General features: G+C 44.6%; 27 protein-coding genes, 4 tRNA genes, 10 other RNA genes and 3 pseudogenes. 39 read left to right on the top strand and 5 right to left on the bottom strand.

Annotated features, from left to right (window positions below):
- Nucleotides 1-157: 157 nt before the first annotated feature.
- Nucleotides 158-292, bottom strand: a complete 135-nt coding sequence (locus tag AACL31_RS07660) for a hypothetical protein (protein WP_339053543.1) — start codon at nt 290-292, stop codon at nt 158-160.
- Between the two features lie 64 nt (nt 293-356).
- Between AACL31_RS07660 and AACL31_RS07655 the strand changes: the two genes are divergently transcribed.
- The 9 genes from AACL31_RS07655 (at nt 357) to AACL31_RS07615 (ending at nt 6,640) form a co-directional block, all read left to right on the top strand.
- Nucleotides 357-1,544 (top strand): anti-CBASS protein Acb1 family protein, encoded by a 1,188-nt coding sequence (locus AACL31_RS07655; RefSeq protein ID WP_339053542.1) that lies wholly within the window; start codon nt 357-359, stop codon nt 1,542-1,544.
- Complete coding sequence (locus tag AACL31_RS07650; RefSeq protein WP_339053899.1) at nt 1,495-2,379, top strand: phage minor head protein; 885 nt, start codon at nt 1,495-1,497, stop codon at nt 2,377-2,379. The genes AACL31_RS07655 and AACL31_RS07650 overlap by 50 nt, the downstream gene beginning before the upstream one ends.
- The gene (locus AACL31_RS07645) at nt 2,366-3,544 is read left to right on the top strand and encodes a DUF2213 domain-containing protein (protein WP_310513404.1); all 1,179 of its coding nucleotides are present in this window, start codon (nt 2,366-2,368) and stop codon (nt 3,542-3,544) included. The genes AACL31_RS07650 and AACL31_RS07645 overlap by 14 nt, the downstream gene beginning before the upstream one ends.
- Nucleotides 3,544-4,023 carry a structural cement protein Gp24 gene (locus AACL31_RS07640; protein ID WP_310513403.1) on the top strand — a complete coding sequence of 160 codons (480 nt, stop codon included), beginning with the start codon at nt 3,544-3,546 and terminating at the stop codon, nt 4,021-4,023. The genes AACL31_RS07645 and AACL31_RS07640 overlap by 1 nt, the downstream gene beginning before the upstream one ends.
- A 3-nt stretch (nt 4,024-4,026) precedes the next feature.
- Complete coding sequence (locus AACL31_RS07635; protein ID WP_310513402.1) at nt 4,027-4,995, top strand: major capsid family protein; 969 nt, start codon at nt 4,027-4,029, stop codon at nt 4,993-4,995.
- 105 nt (nt 4,996-5,100) lie between these two features.
- Nucleotides 5,101-5,388 carry a hypothetical protein gene (locus tag AACL31_RS07630; RefSeq protein WP_310513401.1) on the top strand — a complete coding sequence of 96 codons (288 nt, stop codon included), beginning with the start codon at nt 5,101-5,103 and terminating at the stop codon, nt 5,386-5,388.
- A 33-nt stretch (nt 5,389-5,421) separates the two neighbouring features.
- Complete coding sequence (locus tag AACL31_RS07625; RefSeq protein ID WP_310513400.1) at nt 5,422-5,808, top strand: DUF4054 domain-containing protein; 387 nt, start codon at nt 5,422-5,424, stop codon at nt 5,806-5,808.
- Nucleotides 5,808-6,278: a hypothetical protein gene (locus AACL31_RS07620; RefSeq protein WP_310513399.1), complete on the top strand. Its 471-nt coding sequence runs from the start codon at nt 5,808-5,810 to the stop codon at nt 6,276-6,278. Before AACL31_RS07625 ends, AACL31_RS07620 begins: the two co-directional genes overlap by 1 nt.
- Nucleotides 6,275-6,640, top strand: coding sequence for a hypothetical protein (locus tag AACL31_RS07615; protein WP_310513398.1), 366 nt, complete (start codon nt 6,275-6,277; stop codon nt 6,638-6,640). The genes AACL31_RS07620 and AACL31_RS07615 overlap by 4 nt, the downstream gene beginning before the upstream one ends.
- Here AACL31_RS07615 and AACL31_RS07610 read toward each other — a convergent pair.
- Together AACL31_RS07610 and AACL31_RS07605 are read right to left on the bottom strand one after the other, a co-directional pair.
- Nucleotides 6,632-7,030: a type II toxin-antitoxin system HicB family antitoxin gene (locus tag AACL31_RS07610; RefSeq protein WP_310513397.1), complete on the bottom strand. Its 399-nt coding sequence runs from the start codon at nt 7,028-7,030 to the stop codon at nt 6,632-6,634. The two genes, AACL31_RS07615 and AACL31_RS07610, sit on opposite strands and share 9 nt — an antisense overlap.
- A gap of 18 nt (nt 7,031-7,048) precedes the next feature.
- The gene (locus tag AACL31_RS07605; protein ID WP_310513396.1) at nt 7,049-7,228 is read right to left on the bottom strand and encodes a type II toxin-antitoxin system HicA family toxin; all 180 of its coding nucleotides are present in this window, start codon (nt 7,226-7,228) and stop codon (nt 7,049-7,051) included.
- A 101-nt stretch (nt 7,229-7,329) separates the two neighbouring features.
- Here AACL31_RS07605 and AACL31_RS07600 point away from each other — a divergent pair, with 101 nt between their 5' ends.
- The 16 genes and pseudogenes from AACL31_RS07600 to AACL31_RS07530 all read left to right on the top strand — a co-directional run bounded on the left by AACL31_RS07600 (nt 7,330) and on the right by AACL31_RS07530 (nt 18,892).
- A complete protein-coding gene (locus tag AACL31_RS07600; protein WP_310513395.1) occupies nt 7,330-7,869 on the top strand; it encodes a phage neck terminator protein in 540 nt (179 codons plus the stop codon).
- Complete coding sequence (locus AACL31_RS07595; RefSeq protein ID WP_339053541.1) at nt 7,859-9,388, top strand: DUF3383 family protein; 1,530 nt, start codon at nt 7,859-7,861, stop codon at nt 9,386-9,388. Before AACL31_RS07600 ends, AACL31_RS07595 begins: the two co-directional genes overlap by 11 nt.
- Nucleotides 9,389-9,397: 9 nt before the next feature.
- The gene (locus AACL31_RS07590) at nt 9,398-9,829 is read left to right on the top strand and encodes a hypothetical protein (RefSeq protein WP_310513393.1); all 432 of its coding nucleotides are present in this window, start codon (nt 9,398-9,400) and stop codon (nt 9,827-9,829) included.
- A 12-nt stretch (nt 9,830-9,841) separates the two neighbouring features.
- A complete protein-coding gene (locus AACL31_RS07585) occupies nt 9,842-10,207 on the top strand; it encodes a hypothetical protein (protein WP_310513392.1) in 366 nt (121 codons plus the stop codon).
- A 107-nt stretch (nt 10,208-10,314) separates the two neighbouring features.
- On the top strand, nt 10,315-10,437 hold the full coding sequence (locus tag AACL31_RS07580; protein WP_310513391.1) for a hypothetical protein: 123 nt from the start codon (nt 10,315-10,317) through the stop codon (nt 10,435-10,437).
- 3 nt (nt 10,438-10,440) lie between these two features.
- Complete coding sequence (locus tag AACL31_RS07575; protein ID WP_310513390.1) at nt 10,441-12,435, top strand: hypothetical protein; 1,995 nt, start codon at nt 10,441-10,443, stop codon at nt 12,433-12,435.
- Nucleotides 12,432-13,187 carry a phage baseplate protein gene (locus tag AACL31_RS07570; RefSeq protein WP_339053898.1) on the top strand — a complete coding sequence of 252 codons (756 nt, stop codon included), beginning with the start codon at nt 12,432-12,434 and terminating at the stop codon, nt 13,185-13,187. The genes AACL31_RS07575 and AACL31_RS07570 overlap by 4 nt, the downstream gene beginning before the upstream one ends.
- Before the next feature lie 4 nt (nt 13,188-13,191).
- Nucleotides 13,192-13,515, top strand: coding sequence for a phage baseplate plug family protein (locus AACL31_RS07565; RefSeq protein ID WP_310513388.1), 324 nt, complete (start codon nt 13,192-13,194; stop codon nt 13,513-13,515).
- On the top strand, nt 13,512-14,369 hold the full coding sequence (locus AACL31_RS07560) for a baseplate hub protein (RefSeq protein WP_310513387.1): 858 nt from the start codon (nt 13,512-13,514) through the stop codon (nt 14,367-14,369). Before AACL31_RS07565 ends, AACL31_RS07560 begins: the two co-directional genes overlap by 4 nt.
- Nucleotides 14,321-14,968 carry a Gp138 family membrane-puncturing spike protein gene (locus tag AACL31_RS07555; RefSeq protein WP_339053994.1) on the top strand — a complete coding sequence of 216 codons (648 nt, stop codon included), beginning with the start codon at nt 14,321-14,323 and terminating at the stop codon, nt 14,966-14,968. Before AACL31_RS07560 ends, AACL31_RS07555 begins: the two co-directional genes overlap by 49 nt.
- 31 nt (nt 14,969-14,999) lie before the next feature.
- A complete protein-coding gene (locus tag AACL31_RS07550) occupies nt 15,000-15,338 on the top strand; it encodes a hypothetical protein (protein ID WP_339053539.1) in 339 nt (112 codons plus the stop codon).
- Nucleotides 15,335-16,246, top strand: coding sequence for a hypothetical protein (locus AACL31_RS07545; RefSeq protein ID WP_310513384.1), 912 nt, complete (start codon nt 15,335-15,337; stop codon nt 16,244-16,246). The genes AACL31_RS07550 and AACL31_RS07545 overlap by 4 nt, the downstream gene beginning before the upstream one ends.
- A gap of 2 nt (nt 16,247-16,248) precedes the next feature.
- Nucleotides 16,249-16,980, top strand: coding sequence for a DUF2612 domain-containing protein (locus tag AACL31_RS07540; RefSeq protein WP_339053538.1), 732 nt, complete (start codon nt 16,249-16,251; stop codon nt 16,978-16,980).
- A gap of 842 nt (nt 16,981-17,822) precedes the next feature.
- Nucleotides 17,823-18,062: pseudogene (locus AACL31_RS20990) on the top strand (phage tail protein); the annotation flags it as partial.
- A gap of 126 nt (nt 18,063-18,188) precedes the next feature.
- Nucleotides 18,189-18,272, top strand: a pseudogene (locus AACL31_RS20985) (phage tail protein); the annotation flags it as partial.
- Nucleotides 18,272-18,892: a tail fiber assembly protein gene (locus AACL31_RS07530; protein WP_339053897.1), complete on the top strand. Its 621-nt coding sequence runs from the start codon at nt 18,272-18,274 to the stop codon at nt 18,890-18,892. The pseudogene AACL31_RS20985 and the gene AACL31_RS07530, both read left to right, overlap by 1 nt.
- Before the next feature lie 433 nt (nt 18,893-19,325).
- Here the strand turns inward: AACL31_RS07530 and AACL31_RS07525 are convergent.
- Nucleotides 19,326-19,401: transfer RNA gene (locus AACL31_RS07525), tRNA-Ala, on the bottom strand.
- A 156-nt stretch (nt 19,402-19,557) separates the two neighbouring features.
- The gene (gene gltX / locus AACL31_RS07520) at nt 19,558-20,982 is read right to left on the bottom strand and encodes a glutamate--tRNA ligase (RefSeq protein WP_339053896.1); all 1,425 of its coding nucleotides are present in this window, start codon (nt 20,980-20,982) and stop codon (nt 19,558-19,560) included.
- A gap of 309 nt (nt 20,983-21,291) precedes the next feature.
- On the opposite strand from gltX, the gene AACL31_RS07515 reads away from it, so the two are divergent.
- The 14 genes and pseudogenes from AACL31_RS07515 (at nt 21,292) to lysM (ending at nt 23,950) form a co-directional block, all read left to right on the top strand.
- Nucleotides 21,292-21,366: transfer RNA gene (locus AACL31_RS07515), tRNA-Val, on the top strand.
- Nucleotides 21,367-21,392: 26 nt separating this feature from the next.
- Nucleotides 21,393-21,468: transfer RNA gene (locus tag AACL31_RS07510), tRNA-Val, on the top strand.
- A gap of 61 nt (nt 21,469-21,529) precedes the next feature.
- A tRNA-Lys gene (locus AACL31_RS07505) sits at nt 21,530-21,605 on the top strand.
- Nucleotides 21,606-21,646: 41 nt separating this feature from the next.
- Nucleotides 21,647-21,774, top strand: a non-coding RNA gene (locus tag AACL31_RS07500) — RtT sRNA.
- A gap of 41 nt (nt 21,775-21,815) precedes the next feature.
- Nucleotides 21,816-21,943, top strand: a non-coding RNA gene (locus tag AACL31_RS07495) — RtT sRNA.
- 41 nt (nt 21,944-21,984) lie between these two features.
- Nucleotides 21,985-22,112: non-coding RNA, RtT sRNA (locus AACL31_RS07490), on the top strand.
- Nucleotides 22,113-22,153: 41 nt separating this feature from the next.
- Nucleotides 22,154-22,281: non-coding RNA, RtT sRNA (locus AACL31_RS07485), on the top strand.
- Between the two features lie 41 nt (nt 22,282-22,322).
- Nucleotides 22,323-22,450, top strand: a non-coding RNA gene (locus AACL31_RS07480) — RtT sRNA.
- 41 nt (nt 22,451-22,491) lie between these two features.
- A non-coding RNA gene (locus tag AACL31_RS07475) (RtT sRNA) lies at nt 22,492-22,619 on the top strand.
- A 41-nt stretch (nt 22,620-22,660) separates the two neighbouring features.
- A non-coding RNA gene (locus AACL31_RS07470) (RtT sRNA) lies at nt 22,661-22,788 on the top strand.
- A gap of 41 nt (nt 22,789-22,829) precedes the next feature.
- Nucleotides 22,830-22,957, top strand: a non-coding RNA gene (locus AACL31_RS07465) — RtT sRNA.
- Between the two features lie 41 nt (nt 22,958-22,998).
- Nucleotides 22,999-23,126, top strand: a non-coding RNA gene (locus tag AACL31_RS07460) — RtT sRNA.
- Nucleotides 23,127-23,167: 41 nt separating this feature from the next.
- Nucleotides 23,168-23,296, top strand: a non-coding RNA gene (locus tag AACL31_RS07455) — RtT sRNA.
- 214 nt (nt 23,297-23,510) lie between these two features.
- Nucleotides 23,511-23,950, top strand: a pseudogene (gene lysM, locus AACL31_RS07450) (peptidoglycan-binding protein LysM).
- The last annotated feature ends 109 nt before the right edge of the window (nt 23,951-24,059 follow it).

Here is a 24,059-nt window from a genome sequence, read left to right as displayed (position 1 = left end):
GCAGTTTCGTACGCCGCCTAATATGTACGAAAGTCAGTGAAATAAATTTCGGATATGCAGTATAATGTGTACACCCATTTCGTACACTTAAAATAATCTCAACTAAGATACCTCCTTCACTTATTCGTTAAATACAAATAATTAACCTCATGAGAGGTCATATGCTTTCATCTTTTCGAAAAAAATCACCCCAAAAACTCGCTGATGGCGGGTTGGGTAATCTAATGCGTGATGTGAATGCGATAGGGGCGTCCACCACCACATTGCCGTCCAGTTTTGCCGCACTTGGCATAGCAGGTGCTGGCTATTTTGAAACGGATAAAGGCTTGACGTGGCTATATGAGCGTGTGTCGATTGTGCGGAAATATATCAACAAAACGTCAGGCGACTGTATTAAGCATTGGCGCACCGTGCGTTTTACGGGCGATGATGAAGAACGAACCGAACAACTGAATGATGTGTTCACAGGCGAAGAAAAGCGCCTTAACATCAAAAAGCACGCAGAAATGGCGTTAAAACTGGCTGCACTCTACGGTGGTAGTCTGTTAATTGCGGTGACCGATGAAGAAAATCTGGAAAAACCGCTCAATGTGAATAACGAACAGCTAAAAGGGTTTTTGGTCGTCCGGCAAGGGGAATATCGCATCCGTAAAATCGCTACCAACATTTTTAGTCCGTACTTTAACAAGCCATTGTTATTTGAATTGGAAAGTGACGAAAAGATAGCCGTGCATCATTCCCGTTGTTGTTTAACTGTCATTAATCAAATCACCAATAGCACTGTCAAGGCGAGCGAAAAAGCCAATGACGGTAAAAGCGATATTCTGGCGTTTATCTCCGATTTGCTCGGTTACCTTTACGTCAATGATGAAGTGCTCGGCATGTTGCGTGAGATGAAGTCCGATATCTTTTTGCTGAAAGACCTGAATATGAATATTTCAGGTGGAAGGGGAGAAGAGATTATTAACTGGCTGAAACTGGTTTTACAGGCAAAGAGCAGACACAACGTTTTGATGTTAGACGCCGACAGTCAGTATGAGCAAAAAGAGTTGTCGCTAGCAAATGTTTCAGACATCTGGACAAAAGCGCAAGACCGATTGGCGGTTGCGATGGACAGACCGAAAACCATTTTGTTTGGTGATAGCGCCGCCGGATTTTCCACCGGACAGGAAGATTTACAATCTTACTACGACACGATTTTTGAAATTCAAGAATCCCGGTTGCGCCCGATTGTTAACTTCTTCGACAAATTCATTTGTGCCAAGCATGGCATTAGCGAAACGGAAATCGCCTTTGAATTTGTCCAAATCAAAACTGAAAATAAAGCCGAGTCTGCCACGAATCTTAATACCGTGACTACGGCATTAATGCTGTTGCTGGAACACGGCGTGATTGAGCCACAAGATGCACTCAATGAGCTTAATCGTCGTGAACTGGTTGACGTTAAAAATGTACCGGAAGTGACGATGATGGCAAACCTACTCAGTGAGGAGCATGGCAGTGAATTTACTACCCAAAGGCAAATTAACGGGGAGGGAGTGTAAGCCGATTAATCCGAGTAAGCGCGCAGAAGTCTATTATGCCTCCTCAGTTAAACATCTTATTTCACTTTTAAAGTTCGTTGTTAAGCAAGAAATTACCCGTGAAAATCAGCAAAAAAATCTAGGCGATGCCAGCCCCGATTCTATCCAAAAACGTTTTCAAACCTTTAACCGCATTGTTGACCGCTTTTTAACGATTGACATCAGCGCATTTGCAACACGGGTAGCCCGCAATTTTGCAAAGATAACTAACGCAGATAACAAAAAACGGTTAAGCCGTGAATTTGAGTCTGTGATGGCGATTAATCCCGAAGCGGTGTTGGACACTAAGCAAACGCAGGATTTCTTTAAAGGCATGATTGGCGAAAACGTCCAGTTGATTAAAGGATTACACACCGAATCATTAAGCAATGTACAAAAAATTGGGCAATCGATGATAGGCGGCAACAAAACGTTGCGAGAGGCGGGAAAGGAAATAACGGCAGCGTTAAATATTCAGCAAAACCGAGGGATGCGAATTGCGATTGATCAAAGCCGTAAAGCGATGGGCGATTTAACCAATCTCAGAATGCAAAAACTGGGGATTAAATTATATCGCTGGTCAGCGGTGATGGATAAACGAAAAAACGGCGGAACCCGTCCCTCGCATGCAGCGATGAATAATCGCATTTGCCGATTTGATGACCCAAGCGTGTATTTCAACGAGAAAACCAAGCAGTGGGAAAAACGAAAACGCATTGGGGGCGTGGAGCTTCACCCTTCGCAAGATTTCAATTGTCGCTGCGTCAGCAAAGTGATTTTACAAAGCATAGAAGGACTGAACGATGAACGGCAATGACAACCGATTGCCTATTGATATTAAGGGCGCCCAGCAGTTAGAAACGGGTTATCGCATCCCGAGCAAAATTGCCAAAGTGGGGATACAGGAATTTGAGGGGAAGGAACTCTCCAGTCATGTACCTAATTTGCTACCCACCAAACGCTACAAGGTTGAGGTGTTACCCGAAGACCTTTTTGACGCTGAAACCATCGCCTCTTTTGAGGGAAAACCGCTCACCTTTTTTCATGCGCCCAATAACGAGGTGACCAATGATAATTGGAAAGAAACCGCCATTGGGCATGTGCAAAATGTGAAACAAGACGGTGATTATCTTTCAGCCGATGTTTTTCTTTATGACGCTGAGGCGATTGCTGCCATTAAAAATTACCAAATCAAAGAACTCAGTTGTGGTTACAAGTCGTTTATCGAACCGACTACCACAACGGGGATTGATTTCAAGAAAACCCACATCAGAGGTGACCACGTGGCGATTGTTGACGTAGGTCGCTCTGGACATGATGTAAAACTAGGAGATAGCGCTGTGTCTATGAAAGCAAAACTCGCTGCCGTAAAAGAGCAGCATACGTTGGGGGATGAGGGCGAAACACCCGATACCCTATTGATTCAGATGAGTGATTACATCCAGTTGCTCACCGGATCCGCCGATGAAGCCACCAAAGAAATTGGTGAAATATTAACAGGATTGATTGGTAAAGCGCAAAGTATGAATGTGAGTCCGTCACCCACCAGTGAGATCAAGCAAGGCGATGCAGCCAGTGAAATCCCCTCCGTGCCTGAAAATACAGAGGTTACCGATGAAAAATCGCTGATTGAGACGCTGAAAAAACAACTCGAAGAGTTGACCGAAAAACTCAACGCGTTGGAAGAAGAAAACGCCCGACTGAAAGCAGAAAAAGAGCTAGCGGAAACGGAAGCCGAAGCCAAGTCAACGTTTGGGGACGTGGCAATTGGTCACGGTCGAACCGCACGACAAATCAAGGAAAATGTGATTATTGCGAAAGGTTTGGTGACGCAGCTAGAAGCCAGAAAACTCGGCGATTCTGCGATTAACGGCAAATACGATTATTTGATTAATCGCCAGCGTGAACAGAACAAGCCTAGATTGAACTTAGGCGATAGAAAACCTACCAAATCCGCATCACAACGCTTAGGAGGCCGATAATGGAATTTGGATTCACAAATTGGGATTCCGATAAAGGAACCTTACGCGCAGGCACAATCTATCGCGCATCAAGCTCCAATGACAAAGTGTGGGGCGAAGAAAACAACACCACTGCTGACCTTGCCTACGGCGTATTTGTGGCGGTGAACCCTGACGGCGGTGTTAAGCCGATTTCCGCTGCCACCGATGTCATCCACGGTATTGTGGTGAGAGATATCTATAGCGACAAAGCACCACACAACAAGCAAGTCAATGTGGGGCATTTTTCACACGGGGATTGCGTGGGTGCGGCAACCGCGAAAGATGAAACCTTCAAACGAGGTGACAAAGTCTATGTGGTCGCAACAGGTGACGATGTAGGCAAAGTCTCCAAAACCGCAACAGGCAATATCGACTTGGGTTATTGGGTCGAAAATGTCAGTTCAGGCAGTCAGTGCGTGGCGATTACGCTTGGCTTCATTCAAAAGGTAGGAGAATAACAGATGGCGATTGAAGAAGCCTATTTTGAAACGGTATTGCAAGAAGCATTAACCGAACGTGACACGCAACTGCAGGAAAAACAGCTGCCTGAAATTAATATTGGTGAGGCAATCCCGATTAATGAAGGACTGGATTTTGCCGATGAATACATTGAATACGGCATCACCGAAGTATTGGGCTCTGTCAAAGACGGCATTATTGGCAACAAAACCAACTCGTTAGTCACTATCGACAGCACCATTGAGATGTACAAAGCGCCTGTTTGCCAGTGGGCAAAAGCCGTTGTCTGGACACAGCAGGAACTTGAGAAAATCAACAAAATCAATATTAATCTGCAAAGCAAAAAGCAAGATGATTTGTACGCCAATGCCCTGTCTACGCTGCAATATGCAGGCTACCTTGGTCATGCCAAAGTTAAAGGGCAAGAAGGTTTGTTGACAGGTAGTAAAATTCAGGTGATGCAGGAAGCATCGGGTAAGTCGCTGAAAGATATGAGCGCTAATGAGTTTATCAAACTGGTATTGGATGCTTACAACAAGGCGTGGGCAAACTCAGATTATCGGGTGCAACCAACGCACATAGCGATGGATGCCGCTGATTTCATGCTGGCGATGCAAAAGTTTGATAGCCAAAGTCCGATTGTGGGTACTGACCTTCTTCCTGTTTCTGCCATGGACAGGATTATGGCCGCTTTAAGGAAAGCTTCAGGCAATGACAGCTTTACTATCACCTTTGTGAAAGTTCCAGCAGGATATGCCAAAGAGATAACCAAAGGCAAAACCCGTCTGGCGATTTATACCTATGACGAAGAGTATGTTGAGATGAAAGTGCATATGCCGGAATTATTGGCGGTTCGCCAGAGGGATTTGCTGACCTATGAGTGTGGCTATCGGTCGGCTTTCGGAGGTGCAATGTGGAAACAACCACTATCTGCCGTTTACGCCGATTACAAAACTGCCCCAAAGTCATAGACGGCGGTTTTCCAAGCGGAACAACCCTACCGTCTGATAATCACTTTCCGCAATTACCAGCATGAGGGCAAGCCCCTCATGCTTAGTTCAATCTTGGAGTAAATAATGAGCTATACAAAAACAAACTGGGAAAATTCGCCGTCAACCAAAACCCCCTTAAATGCGGAGAATCTGAACAATATTGAAACGGGGGTATCTGCTCTTCACGAAGCGCTGGATGCCGGAACGCTCAAGGGAGACAAAGGCGATCAAGGTGAAAAGGGTGAAAAAGGCACGAAAGGCGATGCAGGTGTTGGTATTAAAAAAATCACCTCTGCCAAAGAAGGTAATGTGGTGACGTTGACGATTGAGTTAACTGACGGCACAAAACAGACGCCTTCGTTTGAAGTATAATTAAGTGGATTTTATCCGCTTTTTGGGGGCATCATGCAAGAAATGTTAAAGAAATTTCGTGACCGTTTTGGTGAAAAAACCTTTACCGCCGATGACAACAAATTGTTGCTCTATTTAACCGATGCTGAAAACCGGATGGACAAAAAAGTGTGGGGTGCGATGTATGAGCAAGGCTTGATGTATCTCACCGCTCATCTGCTTTTTTTGGCGGGATTCCATGAAAACAGTCCAACCAACGGTTCTCATTCAGCCGATCCCAATGTGCTGTTTGGTAGTCAAAGTGTGGGCGATGTCAGTGTCAGCGCGAATTTTTCAGGAATCGAGAATGATTGGTTTAAAACTTCCGCTTTTGGTGAGCAATATTTGGCGCTGGAAAGTCGCATTAACAATTACGCCTTGGCGGTTGGGATGAACTGGTGATGCTTAAATCAACATTGCTTGAAAAAGCCAAAAAACAGTTTGAAGAACTCAACAAACTGAAAGTTGAAGTGGGCGTATTGGAAAATACCAGACCGTACAAAGATTCGGATATCAGTGTGGTGGAAGTCGCTACGATCCACGAATTTGGCACGGAGAAAATCCCGCCTCGCTCATTTTTGCGAGTGCCGATTCGTGATCACCAAAAAGCCATCATTGAAAAAGCGGTAAAAGAAAAATACTGCTTATTCATTTCAGGTGATATCAGCGCAAAAGCATTTCTGGCTTATATCGGCGAACTGGCGGTTGGTTGGTCAATTGAGGCATTTGATACGCAAGGTTTTGGGTCGTGGCCTTTGCATGCTGAAAGCACCAAGGCGCAATTGAAAAGAAAAGGTGTCATCGAAGCAAGGCTATTGCAAGACACGGGAGCATTAAAAAAATCGATAACCTATCAGATGGTGAAAAAATGAGACTGCCTAATATGGCAAGAACCATCCGCCGATTTTCACAACCATTAACTTTCATCACGGAAGTGATCACCACGAAAGATTTTAAGCCGGATTTTGTGATAACACGAAAATCGATTGAAGGGGTGATCAGCAGTTTGCCGGATGAAGCAATTAACAAAGATAGTCTGGATTGGTCATTGGAGTATTTCACGGTGCATGTGCAACCGCAATATGCCGATTTGCTCGGTGTTTACTTGGAGTACAAAGGAAAAATTTTTAAATCAATTAACCGCAAAGACTATAGCGACTATGGCTTTGTGCGCTATGTCTTTGAGGAAGTGAAGGATAGTGAGGTAACAACAAGATTGAGAGAATCAAACTAGAATGTTCTCAGCAGCAACTTTAGCCAAAAAACCAGAACGACTACCGTATTCAGGATGAGAAGCAACATATTGATCAATGCGGTGAATTAACAAAGATGGCAAAGTCACGTTGATTTTTTCTGTTTTACCCATCAATCGAGTAACGTCGACATCAACGACTGCCCAAATCACATTTTTATATTCAGAATCAGATAAATATTTATCAATGCTGTTAGCTATAGGTAATGATTCGTTTTCTTGAAGTAATAATTCAAGATGTGCCTCAATTGCTTCTTTTGCACTTTCTACTGCTTCATTCAATGTTTCTCCACCAGAGAAACAACCTTGAATATCAGGAATTCTTACACCAAATGATGAACTGGATTTATCAATAGCGATGGGATACAACATGTAATCTCCTTGCTGAGCTTATAGCCCAGCTTGTTTTTTAATACTTTTAAATGTTGGTAACGGAATATCTTTTTGAGGGTGTTTTATTGTTACCAGCCCCTTTTTTGTTGGGTGTCTAAACTGGTGATGACTGCCTTTCACTCTAACCAAGTACCACCCATCTTTTTCAATTAATATTATTGCATTTCTGCTATCCACAACCTCCACCTTCCCAGACTTCATCTATTGGGGTTATTATAACTCCTGATGTTATTTAATGTCAACTTTTAGGGTTATTGTGGTTATTTTTGCGAGGAGATATGTCAGTTAATCAAGTTGATTTACAACACAAAAACTACCAGCCACCGATCCAACGGTTGGCAATGGTAATTCGAGATACGCTAGAGATTGCCGAAAACACGATATTTATCGGACGTGAAAATCTGGCTAATCAGGATTTCAACGCACCTGTTATCAGTATTGAGCAATCTGGCAACAGTGAAGTGAAAGGCTTTAGCGAAACATATCGACGAAACGTTGAGGTGATGGAATACAGCCAGTTTGAGAAAATCCTCTTTGACGTGAATGTCTGGGGAAAGCAGGCCTTGCAACGGGCGCAAATTCTACTGCGGTTACTACGAACGCAAAAAGGCTTTGAGCAACAGTGGAAACACACGATTAGCTTATCTGCGCCAACGGGCGTGCGTGATTTGCACTTTGCGACAGGTAGCCAGTATCGAGAGCGGGTGATGTTTTCGATTAACGCCTATGTGGCGGATTACCTCAACGTCTTAACCCCATCAATTAACCATCTTACTTTCCAACTTTCCAACGAAAAAGGTTTACAACATGAGCAATAATCTTGGCATAGATATTGAAAATGTTGTCAATGTTCAGCTACTCAAAGAGCAACGAGGGGCAAATTACGACAACATCAACCACGTCATCATGATGACCAGTGAAACGGGCACGATTTTTGACGGTAAAACAATTTACGCTACCTACAAAAATATCGCAGGTGTGAAAGCCGATTTTAGTATTACCTCGAAAACCTACCAGATGGCCACCGCCTTTTTTGGTACGTCCCCCAATCCGATAGGCTCCGGTGGCAGTCTTATCATTGGGCATTGGCGAAAAACCGATTTAACGTTGCCAGCGGTGGCATTTGACACGCTGACAGGCTCAGTGATTGACAGTAACGAATCACTTAAAGCGCTGCGTCAAATCGAAGACGGCAGTATGACGCTAGGAGAATTGACGCTCGAAAATCTCAATTTTGGTGATGCAGTCACGTTTGGTGATGTGATTGATACCCTCAATCGGTCGTTGCCAGACGGCTACCCGTCTGCTGAAAATCAGCCCAACGACAGCAATGTACCTACAACCGGAAAATCCACATTTACTCACCAAGACAAGCGTTTCGTGGTGTCAGGAAAGGGATTAGCCAAAGCCAGCGAGGTGGGAACAGGGACATTTATTGGTAATCTGCTAGGGCTGGGTGATAGCGCTGTGTTAACCAAAGCGACACCATCTCAAACCTTGCCCGCACAATCACCGGAAGAGGCGATTGCTGATGTGGTGGCAGCGTCTTCGGGTTGTGGGTATTGTTTCATCGATGAATTGACCAATGACCAGATTTTAAAACTGGCTAACTACAGTCAAGCCAACAAGATATTGGGTTATCAAGTCGTTTCACATCCTGATAATCTCACGACAAAAGGCTTGGCGTGGCAAGTGAGTAAAAAAGGTCAGGAATATTTCCGGCTGCTTTTTTCAAAGCGCAATCAGAAAGCCTTGGCGGTTTCCTACATGGCAAGGGTGCATGTGGTCGATTTCAGCGCTGAAAACAGTGCGATGACCATTCATTTGAAAGAATTGGCCTGTGAGCCAGAAAGTTATACCCAAACCGAGGTAGACAGCGCTTCATCCGTGGGTATCGATATTTACACGTTAATTAAAGACCGTCCGGTGGTGATGTGCTCAAATGCCAATGAATTTGTCGATAATGTCTATAACCTGAAAGCGTATGTCAATCAGGTACAGGTTGATACCTTTAATTTGATGAAATCTACTGCTACCAAAATACCGCAAACGGAAAAAGGTGTCGATTTGCTCGTTGATTGCATCAATCAGGTGGCCGCGCGCTTTGTGAGAGCTAGCGTGTTTGCTGCCGGAAAATGGACATCACCCGATACCTTCGGCGATGTTGAACAGTTTAAGCGGTCAATTGAGAGCAAAGGGTATTTCACCTATGCCAATCTGTTGGCAGAACAATCACAGGTTGACCGCACAAACCGAAAATCGCCCACTATCCAGCAAGCAGTGAAAAATGCAGGGGCATTTCATCGGGCGGACATCATCATTAATTTCAACTACTAGAGGCGAAAAATGGCGCAAATTTCCTATGATGTGGATGCAACAACCGTCATTCTAGGCGGACGCATCCTGAGTGATTTCATTGCTGGCACCACTGTGCAAATCACCTTCCCCAATCCCGATACCAGCCGTTTTAACGGTTCCGGTGGTTCGGTCAGTGTGGCAAAGCGCACGGATGCCAAAGTTTCCGAGCTTGAGTTTCATATTTTAAGAGGCAGTGCGGATGATGTCTGGTTATCGACGCTACAAGGCAGTGGTGAAGTGACGTTGCTCAATGCCTCGGTGAGCACGCTGTACAAGCTCGACGGCAAAGCCAAAACTGAAACATTTACGTTTACAGGTGGGAGTATCACTGACCAGCCGCAATTTACCTTTGCCAATACAGATCACAATGCTGAAATGACCTACAAACTGCAATTTCGGGATTTCACCCGCTCAATTTAACGAGAACAAATCATGACAGAACAAGGATTAGGTAGCCTGACAGGGCTATCGCAGGATGATATTGTCGATATCACCAAAAACAAAACGTTCAAGGTGCAAGGTAACGAATTTCAGATTGGCAATTTCAATCATCATTTGCGGTTAAAGGCGCTGGAAATTGTCGAAGATTTAGGGCAGTCAAAACGGATTGCCGCGACACTCTCAAGTCACAGTGACGGCAATCTGAGACAGCTTTTTAACCAAATCACCCACGACGGCATGAGTATTACCAAATTGCCGAACTTTTTTGATGAAAAACCTGAGCTTTTCATTCCCTTAACGTTAACGGTGCTTCACCTCTATGCCGCCCCTTTTTTATCGGCATTAACGGCGAGCTGACCTTTACGCCGCGTTATCCCAACAGCTGGCGACAGTACGTCAGAAAATCCTCACTCACCGAGCATGACAAACTGCTTTTTTCGCTTGTGAAAGCAGGTTACGGTTCGGTGGGTGAGCTTCTGGCGTTGCGCGATGACGACGTGTTCTTTTACTTGAAAACCGCCGAACATGCCTTTATCACAGGGGCGATAGAGTGGAAACAGCATGACGAAGCGAAGCAAAAGGGGTGATGGATGAGTGAAGAAAAGTTAAGTCTGGATATTGGCGTTAATGCTAATGCTGGCGTGATTGATGAGTTAATTGCTGCACTTGACAAATTATCGCAACAACTAGGCGGTGTAACAGGGAAATTCACCACCGTCACGGCAAAAGTTGACCAGTTGGGGACGAAAAGCACCAGCACCGCAAAAGACGTTCACAAAGCCTCAGATTCTGTGGATGAACTCGGCAAAGAGGCGAAAAAAACCGAAAGCAAATTGGGCAAATTGGGCGAAAAACTCAGCGAGTTTAAAGGCATTATCACTGGAGCCTTCACGATTAGTGCGATTATGAGCGCAGGTGAGCACATTAATAGCTTTAATAAAGCGGTTCGACAAACAGGTATTGACGCAAAAAGTTTTCAGGTGTTAAGAGAAGGCGCGCAAACGGTAGGTGTGAGCTTTGATGAATTATCGGATGGGGTAAAAGAATTTCAACGGTCGCTCAATAGTGACGGTGACACCGCAAGCCAAGTGTTTAAGAAGCTCGGCATTGCCTTTAAAGACAATAACGGCAAAATCAGGGATACCAGCGTCCTGTTGCGTGAAACGGGCCGCGCTCTAAACAACATACAGGACAAGGGCGCAAGAAACGCGCTTGCTGAACAGGTTGGACTTTCCTATGAGATAGTTGATGCTATCGGCAAAACCCGTGAAGAGTGGACAGCGCTTGAGAAAAAAGTAGCAGAAGGTCGTGCATTGACGCAAGACGATTTGGAGCAAGCGGGAATTTTCCGGCGCACGTTTGCCAGTGTATTGCTGCAACTGCAACAAATTGCAGAAAAAGTCTTTGCCACCCTTGCGCCGATTTTCAATTTTGTGTTGAAAGGTTTGCAGCCCGTGATTGGTTTTATCGCGCGCGTTATCGGTGCATTTGCCAAGCTGATTAATTTTCTCAACAAAACCACCAACGGCTTTTGGCTGCTGGTTCCGGCAGCCTTGGCACTGGTGAAAGTGTTTCCGCTTATCACGGCAGGCATAAAAGCGATTGGCGCAGCTATTCTCGCTAATCCTATTCTCTTTGGCGTTACCGTGCTCATTATCGGCATTATTGCCGTCATTGAAGACCTGTACGTCTGGATGAGCGGCGGAAAAAGTGTGTTTGGCAAGTGGATGGAAGATTGGGGAATATTCCCCGATGATATGCGAAAAATGATTGATACGGTCATTGGTTATTTTTCTGCCATGTGGGATCGCATCATTAAAGATTTCACCGATTTATCCAATTTCCTGACGGCGTTGTTCACTGCTGACTGGGATACGGTGATTGCCATGGTAAAACAGGCGTTTGTGCAATTTTGGGCGGATTTGAAAGCGATATTTTCACCGTTGGTCAATTGGTTCAGTGAAAAATTTTCCGCGATTGGCAATTGGTGTGAGAAAACCTTTAACGAAGCCTGTGACGCGGTCACGCAGTTTTTCATTCAGATGTGGGAAGATATCAAAGCGCCGTTTGTCACTGCGTGGGAATGGATCAAAGGCCTTTTCACGGGCGGTATCGCGGAAACTACCGAGGAGATGACCGCCAGTTTGCACGCCGTGTGTGAGATCCTTGAAACGATATTCACGGCGCCGCTTAAGATTGTTAAAGCGCTTTTTTCGGGTAATTTTGGTGATATCGGCAACATCATCAGCGACAAATTCAAAAAAGTGGCGGACGGCGTGAAGAAAATCTTCACAGGGACGTGGAATGCGATCAAAAGTATTTTCTCTGATTCCGATAAGGAACTCGACAACGCCACCAAAAACGTGGAATTCGCCAATGACAGGCTGCAACAAGCCAGCCAGACGATTAATCACATCTCAACAAACAGCCAGAAAGTTATCAGTAATGCGGCCTCACAGACCAACAACATCAATGTGAATGTGGCAGGGGGTAACAAGGCAATCGGTCAACAGATTGGTAGAGAAGTTCATAACAATATCCCCATGCTAAGCCAAGACCAGTTGGTACGAGGAGGGCAATTTTGAGTTTTCTGTCGCAAGTGATCTCCAATCACATATCAAATACGCCCACGCAAAAAATTGGTATCGCAGGATTTACCGCCTATGTCTGGACGGACAAAACCACGCAACGAAGTGCTACCGTCACCGATATTCCGCTGGAAACGGGGGTTGTGATTGCCGATCACATTAATCCTAGTCCGGTGCAAATTTCGATAGGCGGCGTGATTTCCGATTCGTTTTTACGTTTAGGTGCCGAGAATACCCTATTTGAGTCTTTTAATCGGCAAATTGGTTTTATTGATAGCTATGTGGGCAATCGGACACAGGCAGTCAGGCAAAAAATCAACGAAATGAACAGCAAAGCGCAGCAAATTCTGGATTTAAAAGCGCAAGTCGAAAACACGGCGCAGGGAATTTACCATACGGTGACGGGCAGCAAATCCGGCAACGGCATTGCTCAACAGTTTGTCGATACGTTCACGGGCATTTTTGAAAATCGGGAATTAATTAGCGTCGATATGGGCTATCAGGTGCTGGATAACATGGCACTAGAGAGTTTCGCCACGTCGCAAAGCAATGAAGATAGCTTTTTGCTTTTCACATTAACGCTCAAGCAAGTGCGCTTTGTCACCTTTGAGCAGGTGAACATCACCCCTGTTGCCAACAAATCCGCAGCGGGGATGAGCAAAACGGGTGCCGCACAAATGAGTGGGGCAAAAAACAAAGGCAGCCAAACGCCACAAAAAAGCGCGTTAAAAACATTATTTGGAGGTTGACGGAATGTACCAGATTGAAAACCTATCAAGCGATCCCATCCAGACGCACACGCTGTTAACCGACATTGATGATATTGAACTGACGTTAACGTTTTACCCGAGTATTTCAGCGTGGAGCATGGATATTGGCTATCAGAATATCACGATTAACGGGGTCGCTGTTTCACTCGGCGTACCGCTGCTACACGATAGCCGATTACCGTTTACGATAGTGGCTATCGCACGTGACAATCCCGATATTGAGCCTTCTTTGTTTGATGATTTTTCAAGTAGCAGGGTCAATCTCTATCTACTGGTTGGTGAAGATGAAAAGGAGGCCGTCTATTGAACCGTCAAACGCCGTTTTTCCGTGATTTCGAGTTGTTGATTGGTGAGGGCAAAAAAGCGATAAAGATGGTACCGCCGTTTAAAATCGCTTTTTCCTTTTCAAAGGATTTAACCCGTGACCGCCCCAATATTGGGCTAATTTCGTTGTTTAATCTGTCGCCGTCCCGTCGTCATTCGCTGGCTGATTTTCAATACCGAAAACAGCATATTGCAGCCCAACTTTCCGTAGGTTACGTGACAACAGGTTTGAAGCTCCTGTTTTCCGGTTCGGTGACCAACATAACCTTGTCAAAACAAGGCACTGAGATAGTCACAACGTTGGAAATTTCCGATGGCGGTTTTGCTTTTCGTACGGCAACAATTAGCAAAGCGGTAACTTCAAAATCTGAGGCGGTTAATGAAGCGGTGAACACGATGACAGGCGTGAAAAAAGGCAAAGTCACCGCGCAATCCCCGTTAAGTCGCCCAAAAATCATGGCTGGCTTTTCGTTTGATGAATTACGCAAGCTCAAAGACGAAAAAGAACAACTCTATATCGACAACGGACAGTTGCATCTTCTCAAAAGAAATGAGGTGCAAAATGGGAAAGCGGAGTTAATCAGTGTGAGTACCGGATTGATGGAAACACCCACGCTCGATGACAAAAACGTGCTGATATTTAAAAGCGTCCTCAATCCCAATGTGTCAATTGGCTATCAGGTGACAATTGACAGCAAGGTTGCCCCACATCTTAACGGCGTTTATCGCATTTGTGCGATTGACTACGCAGGCGAAAGCGATACAGGCGAGTGGTCGATGACGTGCAAATGCCAGCAGGAAAAAAACTATGCGGTAGTGAAGGAGAGCAAGGCGTGAATATCGAACTGATGAAAACCATTGCCAATCATATCAAATCTGAGATTGGCTGTGCCTTGATTGCCAAAGTGGTCAAAGTGAACCAAACCACAATTGATTGCCAGCCTGTCACCTTAAAAAACGTCGTGATTAATGATGAAATTCACGCTATCGAATTTCCGGTTTTCCCCAATGTGCCTGTCTCTTGGTCACAAGGTGGCGGAAGCTACACCGCCTATCCCGTAGCCGTGGGCGATTACTGCATTTTGCTGACCTTTGATAGCTGCATTGATAATTGGTGGATAGGCAACGACAACGTGCGAGGAGCAGAAAACAGGTTGCATGATTATAGCGATTGTGTCGCCCTTTTTGGACTTTGCAATCGTGACGGGGCATTTGTGATACCGAAGGTGGCGACAACTGTGGGTGACCACGTTTTTACTCATAATATTCACGTCAAACTCAACGTCACGATTGACGGCAACCTTGATGTCAAAGGCACTATCGCTGCCCCACAAATCACCGCACAGCAATCGTTAACAGTCGGCAATATTGATGTCGGCAATCATACGCACGGAGGCGTAGAAACAGGCAATGACAGCACCGGAAAACCAAAATAACCCCAAGGTGATTTTTATGAAAACCAGCCAGTTGACCGAACACAACGATTGGCGATTTGGTCACTCGTTTGATGATTACCTGATTGACAGCGAGGCGATTCATCAGAATATCAAAACCCGTTTGCAATGCTTCAAGTCTGATTGGTGGCTGGATGTTGAGTTTGGCTTGGATTGGCTGCAACTGCTAGGCAGTCGGGGCACAGGCGAAACGCTGCGCCGTGAAATCTACAAGGTAGCATTGGGTACGGAGGGCGTCGTGCGTGTTGATAAACTCAACATTACCGTTAACGACTTCACAGCGCATATTGAGATAGATTATACCGATGTGTTTAACCGAACACGCACTCTAAATCAGGAGGTCAGGCAGTGAATATCAAACTTGATGAGAACGGCATCACGATTGCAACGTTGCCGGAACTGATTGAAACGTTGATTGGTGAGTTTAAAGCAATTTACGGCAGTGACATCAATCTCTCACAAGATACTCCTGACGGGCAACGCATTGCTATTTATAGCCGGATTGCCCACGAATGTCTGGTACTGGTAAAAAAGCTCTATCAAAACTTAAAGCCTGAGCAAGCCGAAGGGCTCCACCTTGATTATTTAGCCAGAATTAACGGGCTGCTACGCAAGGAAAATGAAAGCGATAGTGAGTTACGACGCAGACGGTTAAAAACCTTTGAAAATGCCAGTCAAAGCACGATAGGTGGCATTGCTGCTCGGTTAAATCTGGTCAAAGACGTGACCGATGCAGTGGTGTACGAAAACACCACCAATGAGACTGACGCGCTGAATATTCCGCCCCATGCAATCTGGGTGATTGTTGAAGGCGGCGAAAATCAGGCGATCGTTGATTGCATCGCTCGCAACAAAACAGGTGGCACGGGACTTAAAGGGACTATCACAGGCAAATACACTGACAAGATAGCCAGAGCCGACGGCACGTTTTTTGAGGTGGTGCACGAGTACCGATTTGACCGCCCAAAAATCACCGAAATTTCAATCAAACTGACCGCCACCCGTGAAAAAGCCAACGAGCCTGTGCCGATACAGGAGATTAAAGACGAACTGGTTAAATCCCTTTATCGGATTGGCGAAAATGTCAAGGTGACTGCGCTTTACTGCATTTTGAACGGGATTGCACGCTCTTACTATGTTTCAGACCTGCAAATAGCAAAAGACGGCAACACGTGGACGAGTGGGATTTTAAAAGCCAATGTGGATGAAAAATTCAACATCGTCAGTGACAACATCGCGGTTAATGAGGTGGTCACGTGAATTTGGAAGAAGAATATCAAAAACTGTTGATTAAGCAGTATTACACCAAACCCAAGGCAAGGGCGGAGATTTCCGCCCTTTTTAATGGGTTTGCAGATTGTTTTGATACCGTTGATGACTTTCGGGAAGCGTTAAATCTTGAAAATGCGCAAGGTGACCAGCTGGATATCATCGGCAGTTGGGTCGGTATCAGCCGCTTCCAGCCAAGCGGTGAGCGCAAAGGCTTTTTTGGTTTTGAAAAACACACAAAAGCGTTGCCGTTTGGTCAAAAAAGCGGGAAAAAACAAGGGGGTTTTCGCTCCCGTTTTGCGCAGGATTTTTTACCGCTCAAATTACCCGATAAGCAATATCGCAGCCTGATTAAGCTCAAAATCATCAAAAATACCGCCCTTGCCACCGCCACCCAAACGGGGGATGTGAGCCTATCGTCACTGCAACAGGCCGTCAATGCAGCGATGGAGGGTGAAGGCTATTTGATTGACCGCCAGAACATGAGCCTCACCATCGTTATTACGCCCAGAGCGGACAGGGAGTGGCTGGAATTCATCTTAAGGCTTGATTTACTGCCTCGTCCGCAAGGCGTGCAGATTCACTACGTCACACAAGAGCCCAAAGGCACGTTTGGATTTGAGGGGCATCAAAATGCCATTTCGTGGTACAGCCGTTTTGACGTTAATCCCGAAGCAAGAATTGGCTATTTTGCCAAGAAAACCTTTTTGAACAACAGGAGATAACTTTGAAAATTGACAGACCCAACATTGATATTCAACCGTTTGCAGGCAGCAGCAAAACGGAAGAAAGAACCGCGTTTGGTTCAAAAGAAATCACGGACAATCTTGAGAAAAACCTCAATGCCGATTTTGCGCGTGGCTGGGGCATTGTGTCCGTGTCAGAATTGCCAACGATGCAGGATTTTAACGCCGTGGGGTTTACGATTAGCTCCCTTGTGACCCACCTTTACCAAAACGGCATTGCTGAATATGCCGAAAAGCAGATTTACAACAAAGGCGCGGTATGTCTGTCTGACGGTAATATCTATCTCTCAAAGACAGAAAACAACGCCGGAAATCCCTTAACTGATAAAACACAATGGCAGTCGCTAAAAGACGCTATTTTGTCCGCAAATATCGTGCAGCAAACAGGTAGTGCCACTGATAAGGTGATGAGCCAGAAATCGGTGACAGATGCATTAAACGGCAAGCAGCCAAAAGGCGATTACGCCACCAAAACAGAATTAACCCAAGGACTGAATACCAAACTCAACAGTTCCGCCGTCAAACAAACAACTGGCAATTCGACAACCGAGGCGATGAGTCAAAAAGCAGTTACTGACACTTTTGCCAAGAAAGACTCAAAAGAACCCCTCAAGGTAGGAAGATTGAACGTTGAATCGCCCATGGGTGATGCGATTCTCAATTTGGGTGGCACAAACGGTTCTAACGGTGCTGAGTTTGCTTATGTCAAAAATTCAAAAAGAACCCAGGTGCATGATACAAACACAAAAACAACGGTTTTGTTTCCGCAAAAATCCGGTGAACTTGCGTTAACGTCTGATGTGGACGCGATTAACAATTATCCGGTCGGCGCGCCCATTCCTTGGCCCCAGGCGACACCCCCTAACGGTTATTTTGTCTGCGATGGCAATAACTTCGATAAAGCCAAGTATCCCCAATTAGCATTAGCTTACCCTTCTGGGAAATTGCCCATTTTGTACGGTGAATTTATTCGCGGGCTGGATTTAGGCATAGGAGTTGACCCAGGCAGAACAGTATTAAGTAATCAAGGTGATGCTATTCGAAATATCACCGGACGCATTGGGTATGCCAGACATGGCGGAACCGAACCACCGATTGCAGGGGGTGATGGCGCATTCCGAAAAGACAGCAATCACAACAGTAATATCGGTAATGGACGAAATGACGATTGGGGCAGCGTCATGTCTTTTAATGCTTCGCGGGTCGTTCCTACCGCAAACGAAAACCGACCGCGAAATGTCGCATTTTTATACATCGTGAGGGCTGCATAATGAAATACAGTGTAGACATAAAAACCACCGAAATCGGTGAAAACGGTTTCGCGAAAAACCGAGGCTGGATAAAAACGTTTATTTGCATGAAGGACGCACCCCATGAATATATCGGTGCAACAATGGAATTTTTGCATGATGGTCTCAGCGTGGGAGAATGTTCTTATACGGATGCGCCAGAAATACCGAACAATGACGAAATCGCCATTATCCGGAGTCTTGATGGTAAACAGTGGCTATATGTTCCTGACCACCGCGGCAAGACGGTATACGATACCAATAATCGTGCTTCCTATCCCGTTGATTATCTCGGCGAGATAAAAACCGGCTTCACCTTGTTAGCACCGGTAACGAAATTCGATAAATGGGATGGCAAAAAATGGGTAACGGATAATCAGGCGATGAAAGCAGACCAAATCAACACCGCAAATCAGACAAAATTACATTTAATCGACGAAGCGGAAACAAAAATTACCTTGCTTGAGCGTAAAGTGCGATTAGGGATGGCCACCAATAGAGAGAAAACCGCGCTACGGGCTTGGGAAATGTACAGCGTAAAACTCAATGATATTGATACCGCCACCGCACCCGAGATTGACTGGCCTAAGAAGCCCGAATAACAAATTAGCCCCATTTAAGGGGCATGATATTAGCAGCGTTGGAGGAAGTTGTTAACTATTAGTTGTTGTGGGTACAAGTGACTTGGTGAAAGTCAGCCCAAATAGGTGATTGACTATTTTCAATTGTGAGTAATTTCAGACATAAAAAAATTTCTTTATTGATAAAATAATGGTTAGGGTGTTTTTAGAATTGAAAATGAGTGTGAATTTAGACTAAAATTTCAGTTAAAATTAGAGTTCACTATAAGCTGTAACCCATTGATTTATAGTGAGTGAAATCGCTTGTTTTTGCGTGTAAATGTGTATATTAAATGAGCTATATTTTTATAAGTAATTGATATTAAAAGTTTTTTTGTTTTTAAATCAACATAGCACTTATAGTAAGTAATGGGGTTTAATATTGATTAAATCTAAATTGGCTGGAATTTAAATTTGGTGGAGCTAAGCGGGATCGAACCGCTGACCTCTTGCATGCCATGCAAGCGCTCTCCCAGCTGAGCTATAGCCCCTACACAAAGTCGATTGGACGGGCGCATAATATGCAAGCTGAATAAGACTGTCAATCGATTAATAGGAAAATAGTGTTTAACCGTTGAAAAAATGCTCATACAGCTTAGTGTGAAGAAAAAAGGCACAGTGAAATGTGCCGTTATGCTAAGTTAATTTTATTCGCTAACCCTATTTTCACGCTCATTAATATAAACCAAAGCGTTATCAATGCGTTTTAATGAACGATTTTGGCCAATGGCATGTACAGTGGCATCAACACTCGGTGATTGACCTGCTCCTGTCACAGCGACCCGCAGAGGCATACCCACTTTACCCATCCCAATTTCCAGTTCTGTAGCCGTTGCTTCGATTGCATGATGAACATTTTCACATGTCCAGTTGCTAATAGCCGCCAATTTTGTCCGTACGGTTTCTAATGGTAAGCGCGCTATCGGGCGTAAATGTTTTTTAGCGGCGTCGCCGTCGAATGTAGCAAAATCCTGATAGAAATAGCGACATGAACTGGCTATTTCTTTTAAGGTCTTACAACGTTCACCGAGAAGCTTAACTAAATCTGCTAAGCTTGGTCCAATTTGGGTATCAATACCTTGCTGTTCAATGTGCCATGCTAAGTGAGTAGCAACATATTCTGCCGGTAATGAATTGATATAATGATGATTCAGCCATAATAATTTGTCAGTATTAAAGGCACTGGCGGATTTATTAATTGCATCTAAGGAAAAATAACTGATCATTTCCTCGCGGTTAAAAATTTCTTGATCACCATGGGACCACCCGAGACGAACCAAATAGTTTAATAAGGCTTCTGGTAGATAACCGTCATCTCGGTATTGCATGACACTAACTGCGCCATGACGCTTAGATAATTTTTTACCATCATCACCCAAGATCATTGAAACATGCGCATATACAGGTATTGGCGCACCGAGAGCAGTTAATATGTTAATTTGCCGTGGGGTATTATTAATATGATCTTCACCACGGATCACATGGGTGATTTTCATATCCCAGTCATCAATAACAACACAGAAATTATAGGTAGGAGAGCCATCGGTGCGGCGTATAATGAGATCATCTAGCTCAAGATTGCTAAATTCAATTGGGCCACGGATTTGGTCTTCAAAAATAACAGAGCCTTGTTGGGGGTTGCGAAAGCGCACTACGTGAGGTTCATTCGGTGTATGGTTATGAGCATGCGAGCGGCAACAGCCATCGTAACGTGGTTTTTCGCCTCTAGCCATCTGTTCTTCACGTAAATTGTCTAACCGTGTTTTAGAACAGTAACAGCGATAAGCTGTCCCTGCACTAAGCATTTGATCGATAACTGCACGATAACGATCGAAGCGTTTAGTTTGATAGTAAGGACCTTCATCCCAATTTAAACTTAACCAGTTCATTCCATCCATTATGGCGTCAATGGCTTCTTGTGTTGAACGCTCAAGATCGGTGTCTTCAATACGTAAGACAAACTCTCCGTTATTATGTCGACTATAAAGCCATGAATAGAGTGCGGTACGAGCAACGCCGACGTGAAGATAACCGGTTGGACTTGGTGCAAAACGGGTTTTTATTTTATTCATTAGGATTGCCTTAATGATCTTTTTTTATATCGAATCTAGTCTAGTGATAAATTTACAGTTGGTTATTTTATCACTGCAACTTAATTCCTCAATGCTGTTAGCGCGATAATGATACTTTATTTTGCTAATTTAATGGTAAAACTGCTTAATTTATGCTGATAGGAACTAGACTAAATAAGTTTAAATAAATATTATTTAGCGTCGATAATATTTGGTGCATCTTGCTTAATTTTGCAACGAACGGATATTTTCCTTAGAAAAACCGTTGACTCATGCAGAACTATCCCTATAATGCACCTCCATCACGACGGACGATTAGCTCAGTTGGTAGAGCATCTCCCTTACAAGGAGGGGTCATCAGTTCGAATCTGGTATCGCCCACCAATTGTTGTGATGATTTAGTTATGATTGGGCGATTAGCTCAGTTGGTAGAGCATCTCCCTTACAAGGAGGGGGTCATCAGTTCGAATCTGGTATCGCCCACCATTCATCCAAAAAATAAAGCATTATTTGTTTAAATTATTTATGCTGTGTTTTGCTATTAATAGGGTCGTTAGCTCAGTCGGTAGAGCAGTTGACTTTTAATCAATTGGTCACAGGTTCGAATCCTGTACGACCCACCATCTAACAATATCTTGTTACTTTCCAAAGAAACAGGAATAACACATAGCACTGTGAGTACAGGATGAGAATCTGTGTAGGTTCGAGCCGAGCGAAGCGAGACAGCGTTGTGCGAAGCACAACGACCCGAAGGGCGAGGCCGTAGGCCGAGTTATCCTGTACGACCCACCATCTAACAATATCTTGTTACTTTCCAAAGAAACAGGAATAACACATAGCACTGTGAGTACAGGATGAGAATCTGTGTAGGTTCGAGCCGAGCGAAGCGAGACAGCGTTGTGCGAAGCACAACGACCCGAAGGGCGAGGCCGTAGGCCGAGTTATCCTGTACGACCCACCATCTAACAATATCTTGTTACTTTCCAAAGAAACAGGAATAACACATAGCACTGTGAGTACAGGATGAGAATCTGTGTAGGTTCGAGCCGAGCGAAGCGAGACAGCGTTGTGCGAAGCACAACGACCCGAAGGGCGAGGCCGTAGGCCGAGTTATCCTGTACGACCCACCATCTAACAATATCTTGTTACTTTCCAAAGAAACAGGAATAACACATAGCACTGTGAGTACAGGATGAGAATCTGTGTAGGTTCGAGCCGAGCGAAGCGAGACAGCGTTGTGCGAAGCACAACGACCCGAAGGGCGAGGCCGTAGGCCGAGTTATCCTGTACGACCCACCATCTAACAATATCTTGTTACTTTCCAAAGAAACAGGAATAACACATAGCACTGTGAGTACAGGATGAGAATCTGTGTAGGTTCGAGCCGAGCGAAGCGAGACAGCGTTGTGCGAAGCACAACGACCCGAAGGGCGAGGCCGTAGGCCGAGTTATCCTGTACGACCCACCATCTAACAATATCTTGTTACTTTCCAAAGAAACAGGAATAACACATAGCACTGTGAGTACAGGATGAGAATCTGTGTAGGTTCGAGCCGAGCGAAGCGAGACAGCGTTGTGCGAAGCACAACGACCCGAAGGGCGAGGCCGTAGGCCGAGTTATCCTGTACGACCCACCATCTAACAATATCTTGTTACTTTCCAAAGAAACAGGAATAACACATAGCACTGTGAGTACAGGATGAGAATCTGTGTAGGTTCGAGCCGAGCGAAGCGAGACAGCGTTGTGCGAAGCACAACGACCCGAAGGGCGAGGCCGTAGGCCGAGTTATCCTGTACGACCCACCATCTAACAATATCTTGTTACTTTCCAAAGAAACAGGAATAACACATAGCACTGTGAGTACAGGATGAGAATCTGTGTAGGTTCGAGCCGAGCGAAGCGAGACAGCGTTGTGCGAAGCACAACGACCCGAAGGGCGAGGCCGTAGGCCGAGTTATCCTGTACGACCCACCATCTAACAATATCTTGTTACTTTCCAAAGAAACAGGAATAACACATAGCACTGTGAGTACAGGATGAGAATCTGTGTAGGTTCGAGCCGAGCGAAGCGAGACAGCGTTGTGCGAAGCACAACGACCCGAAGGGCGAGGCCGTAGGCCGAGTTATCCTGTACGACCCACCATCTAACAATATCTTGTTACTTTCCAAAGAAACAGAAATAACACATAGCACTGTGAGTACAGGATGAGAATCTGTGTAGGTTCGAGCCGAGCGAAGCGAGACAGCGTTGTGCGAAGTACAACGACCCGAAGGGCGAGGCCGTAGGCCGAGTTATCCTGTACGACCCCACCATCAATATTGCTTTATCAATGATGATTTATGCCTAACTTTGGCGAAATTGCGCAAACCATTCTACAATCATTAACATATAGACATATTGATTTACTATAAAAACTATTAGATAAAAATAGAGTCAGAGAGATGGCTTGTAGGTTAAAGCACTTTATTTATTATCTAATAGATTGAGGTTTAAATTTTTTCCTCAAAACTAAATGATGGAGGTTATATGGGATTATTTGATTTCTTAAAAAGTGCCGGCGACAAACTATGGGATCCTGCTTCGGCAACTAAAGATGATAAAGAAAAAAACTGAAAGAACATCTTGATTCATTAGGGATCAAAGGGGCGGATCAGGTCAATCTCAATGTTGATGATAATGGTAAAGTCACCGTTTCCGGTGAAGGCATTGTTGCTGACATGAAAAATAAGATTTTGGTTGCCCTTGGCAATGTTGCTGGTGTTGAGAAGGTTGAAGACCATACCGGAGGTAGTAGTATTGATGTTCAGCATTACACGGTGGTAGCGGGTGATACGTTGAGTGCTATTTAGAAAAAAGTTTATGGTGATGCTAATCTTTATCAGCAAATTTTTGAAGCAAATAAGCCGATGTTGAAAGATCCAAATAAAATTTATCCTGGACAGGTATTAATTATTCCTAAACGATAAATGCGATAATTACTGGTAATAAGTTAACGTTAATAAAGCCGCTAAATTGATAAGCGGCTTTATTGATCAACGCTGTTTTTTAATCAGCAGGATCGCGACCTATGCTACC

It is taken from the genome of Arsenophonus endosymbiont of Crataerina pallida (assembly GCF_964020125.1).
Taxonomy (GTDB): Bacteria; Pseudomonadota; Gammaproteobacteria; order Enterobacterales; family Enterobacteriaceae; genus Arsenophonus; species Arsenophonus nilaparvatae.
Note: the sequence above shows the minus strand (reverse complement) of the source record. Positions and strands in the feature narration are given on the sequence as shown.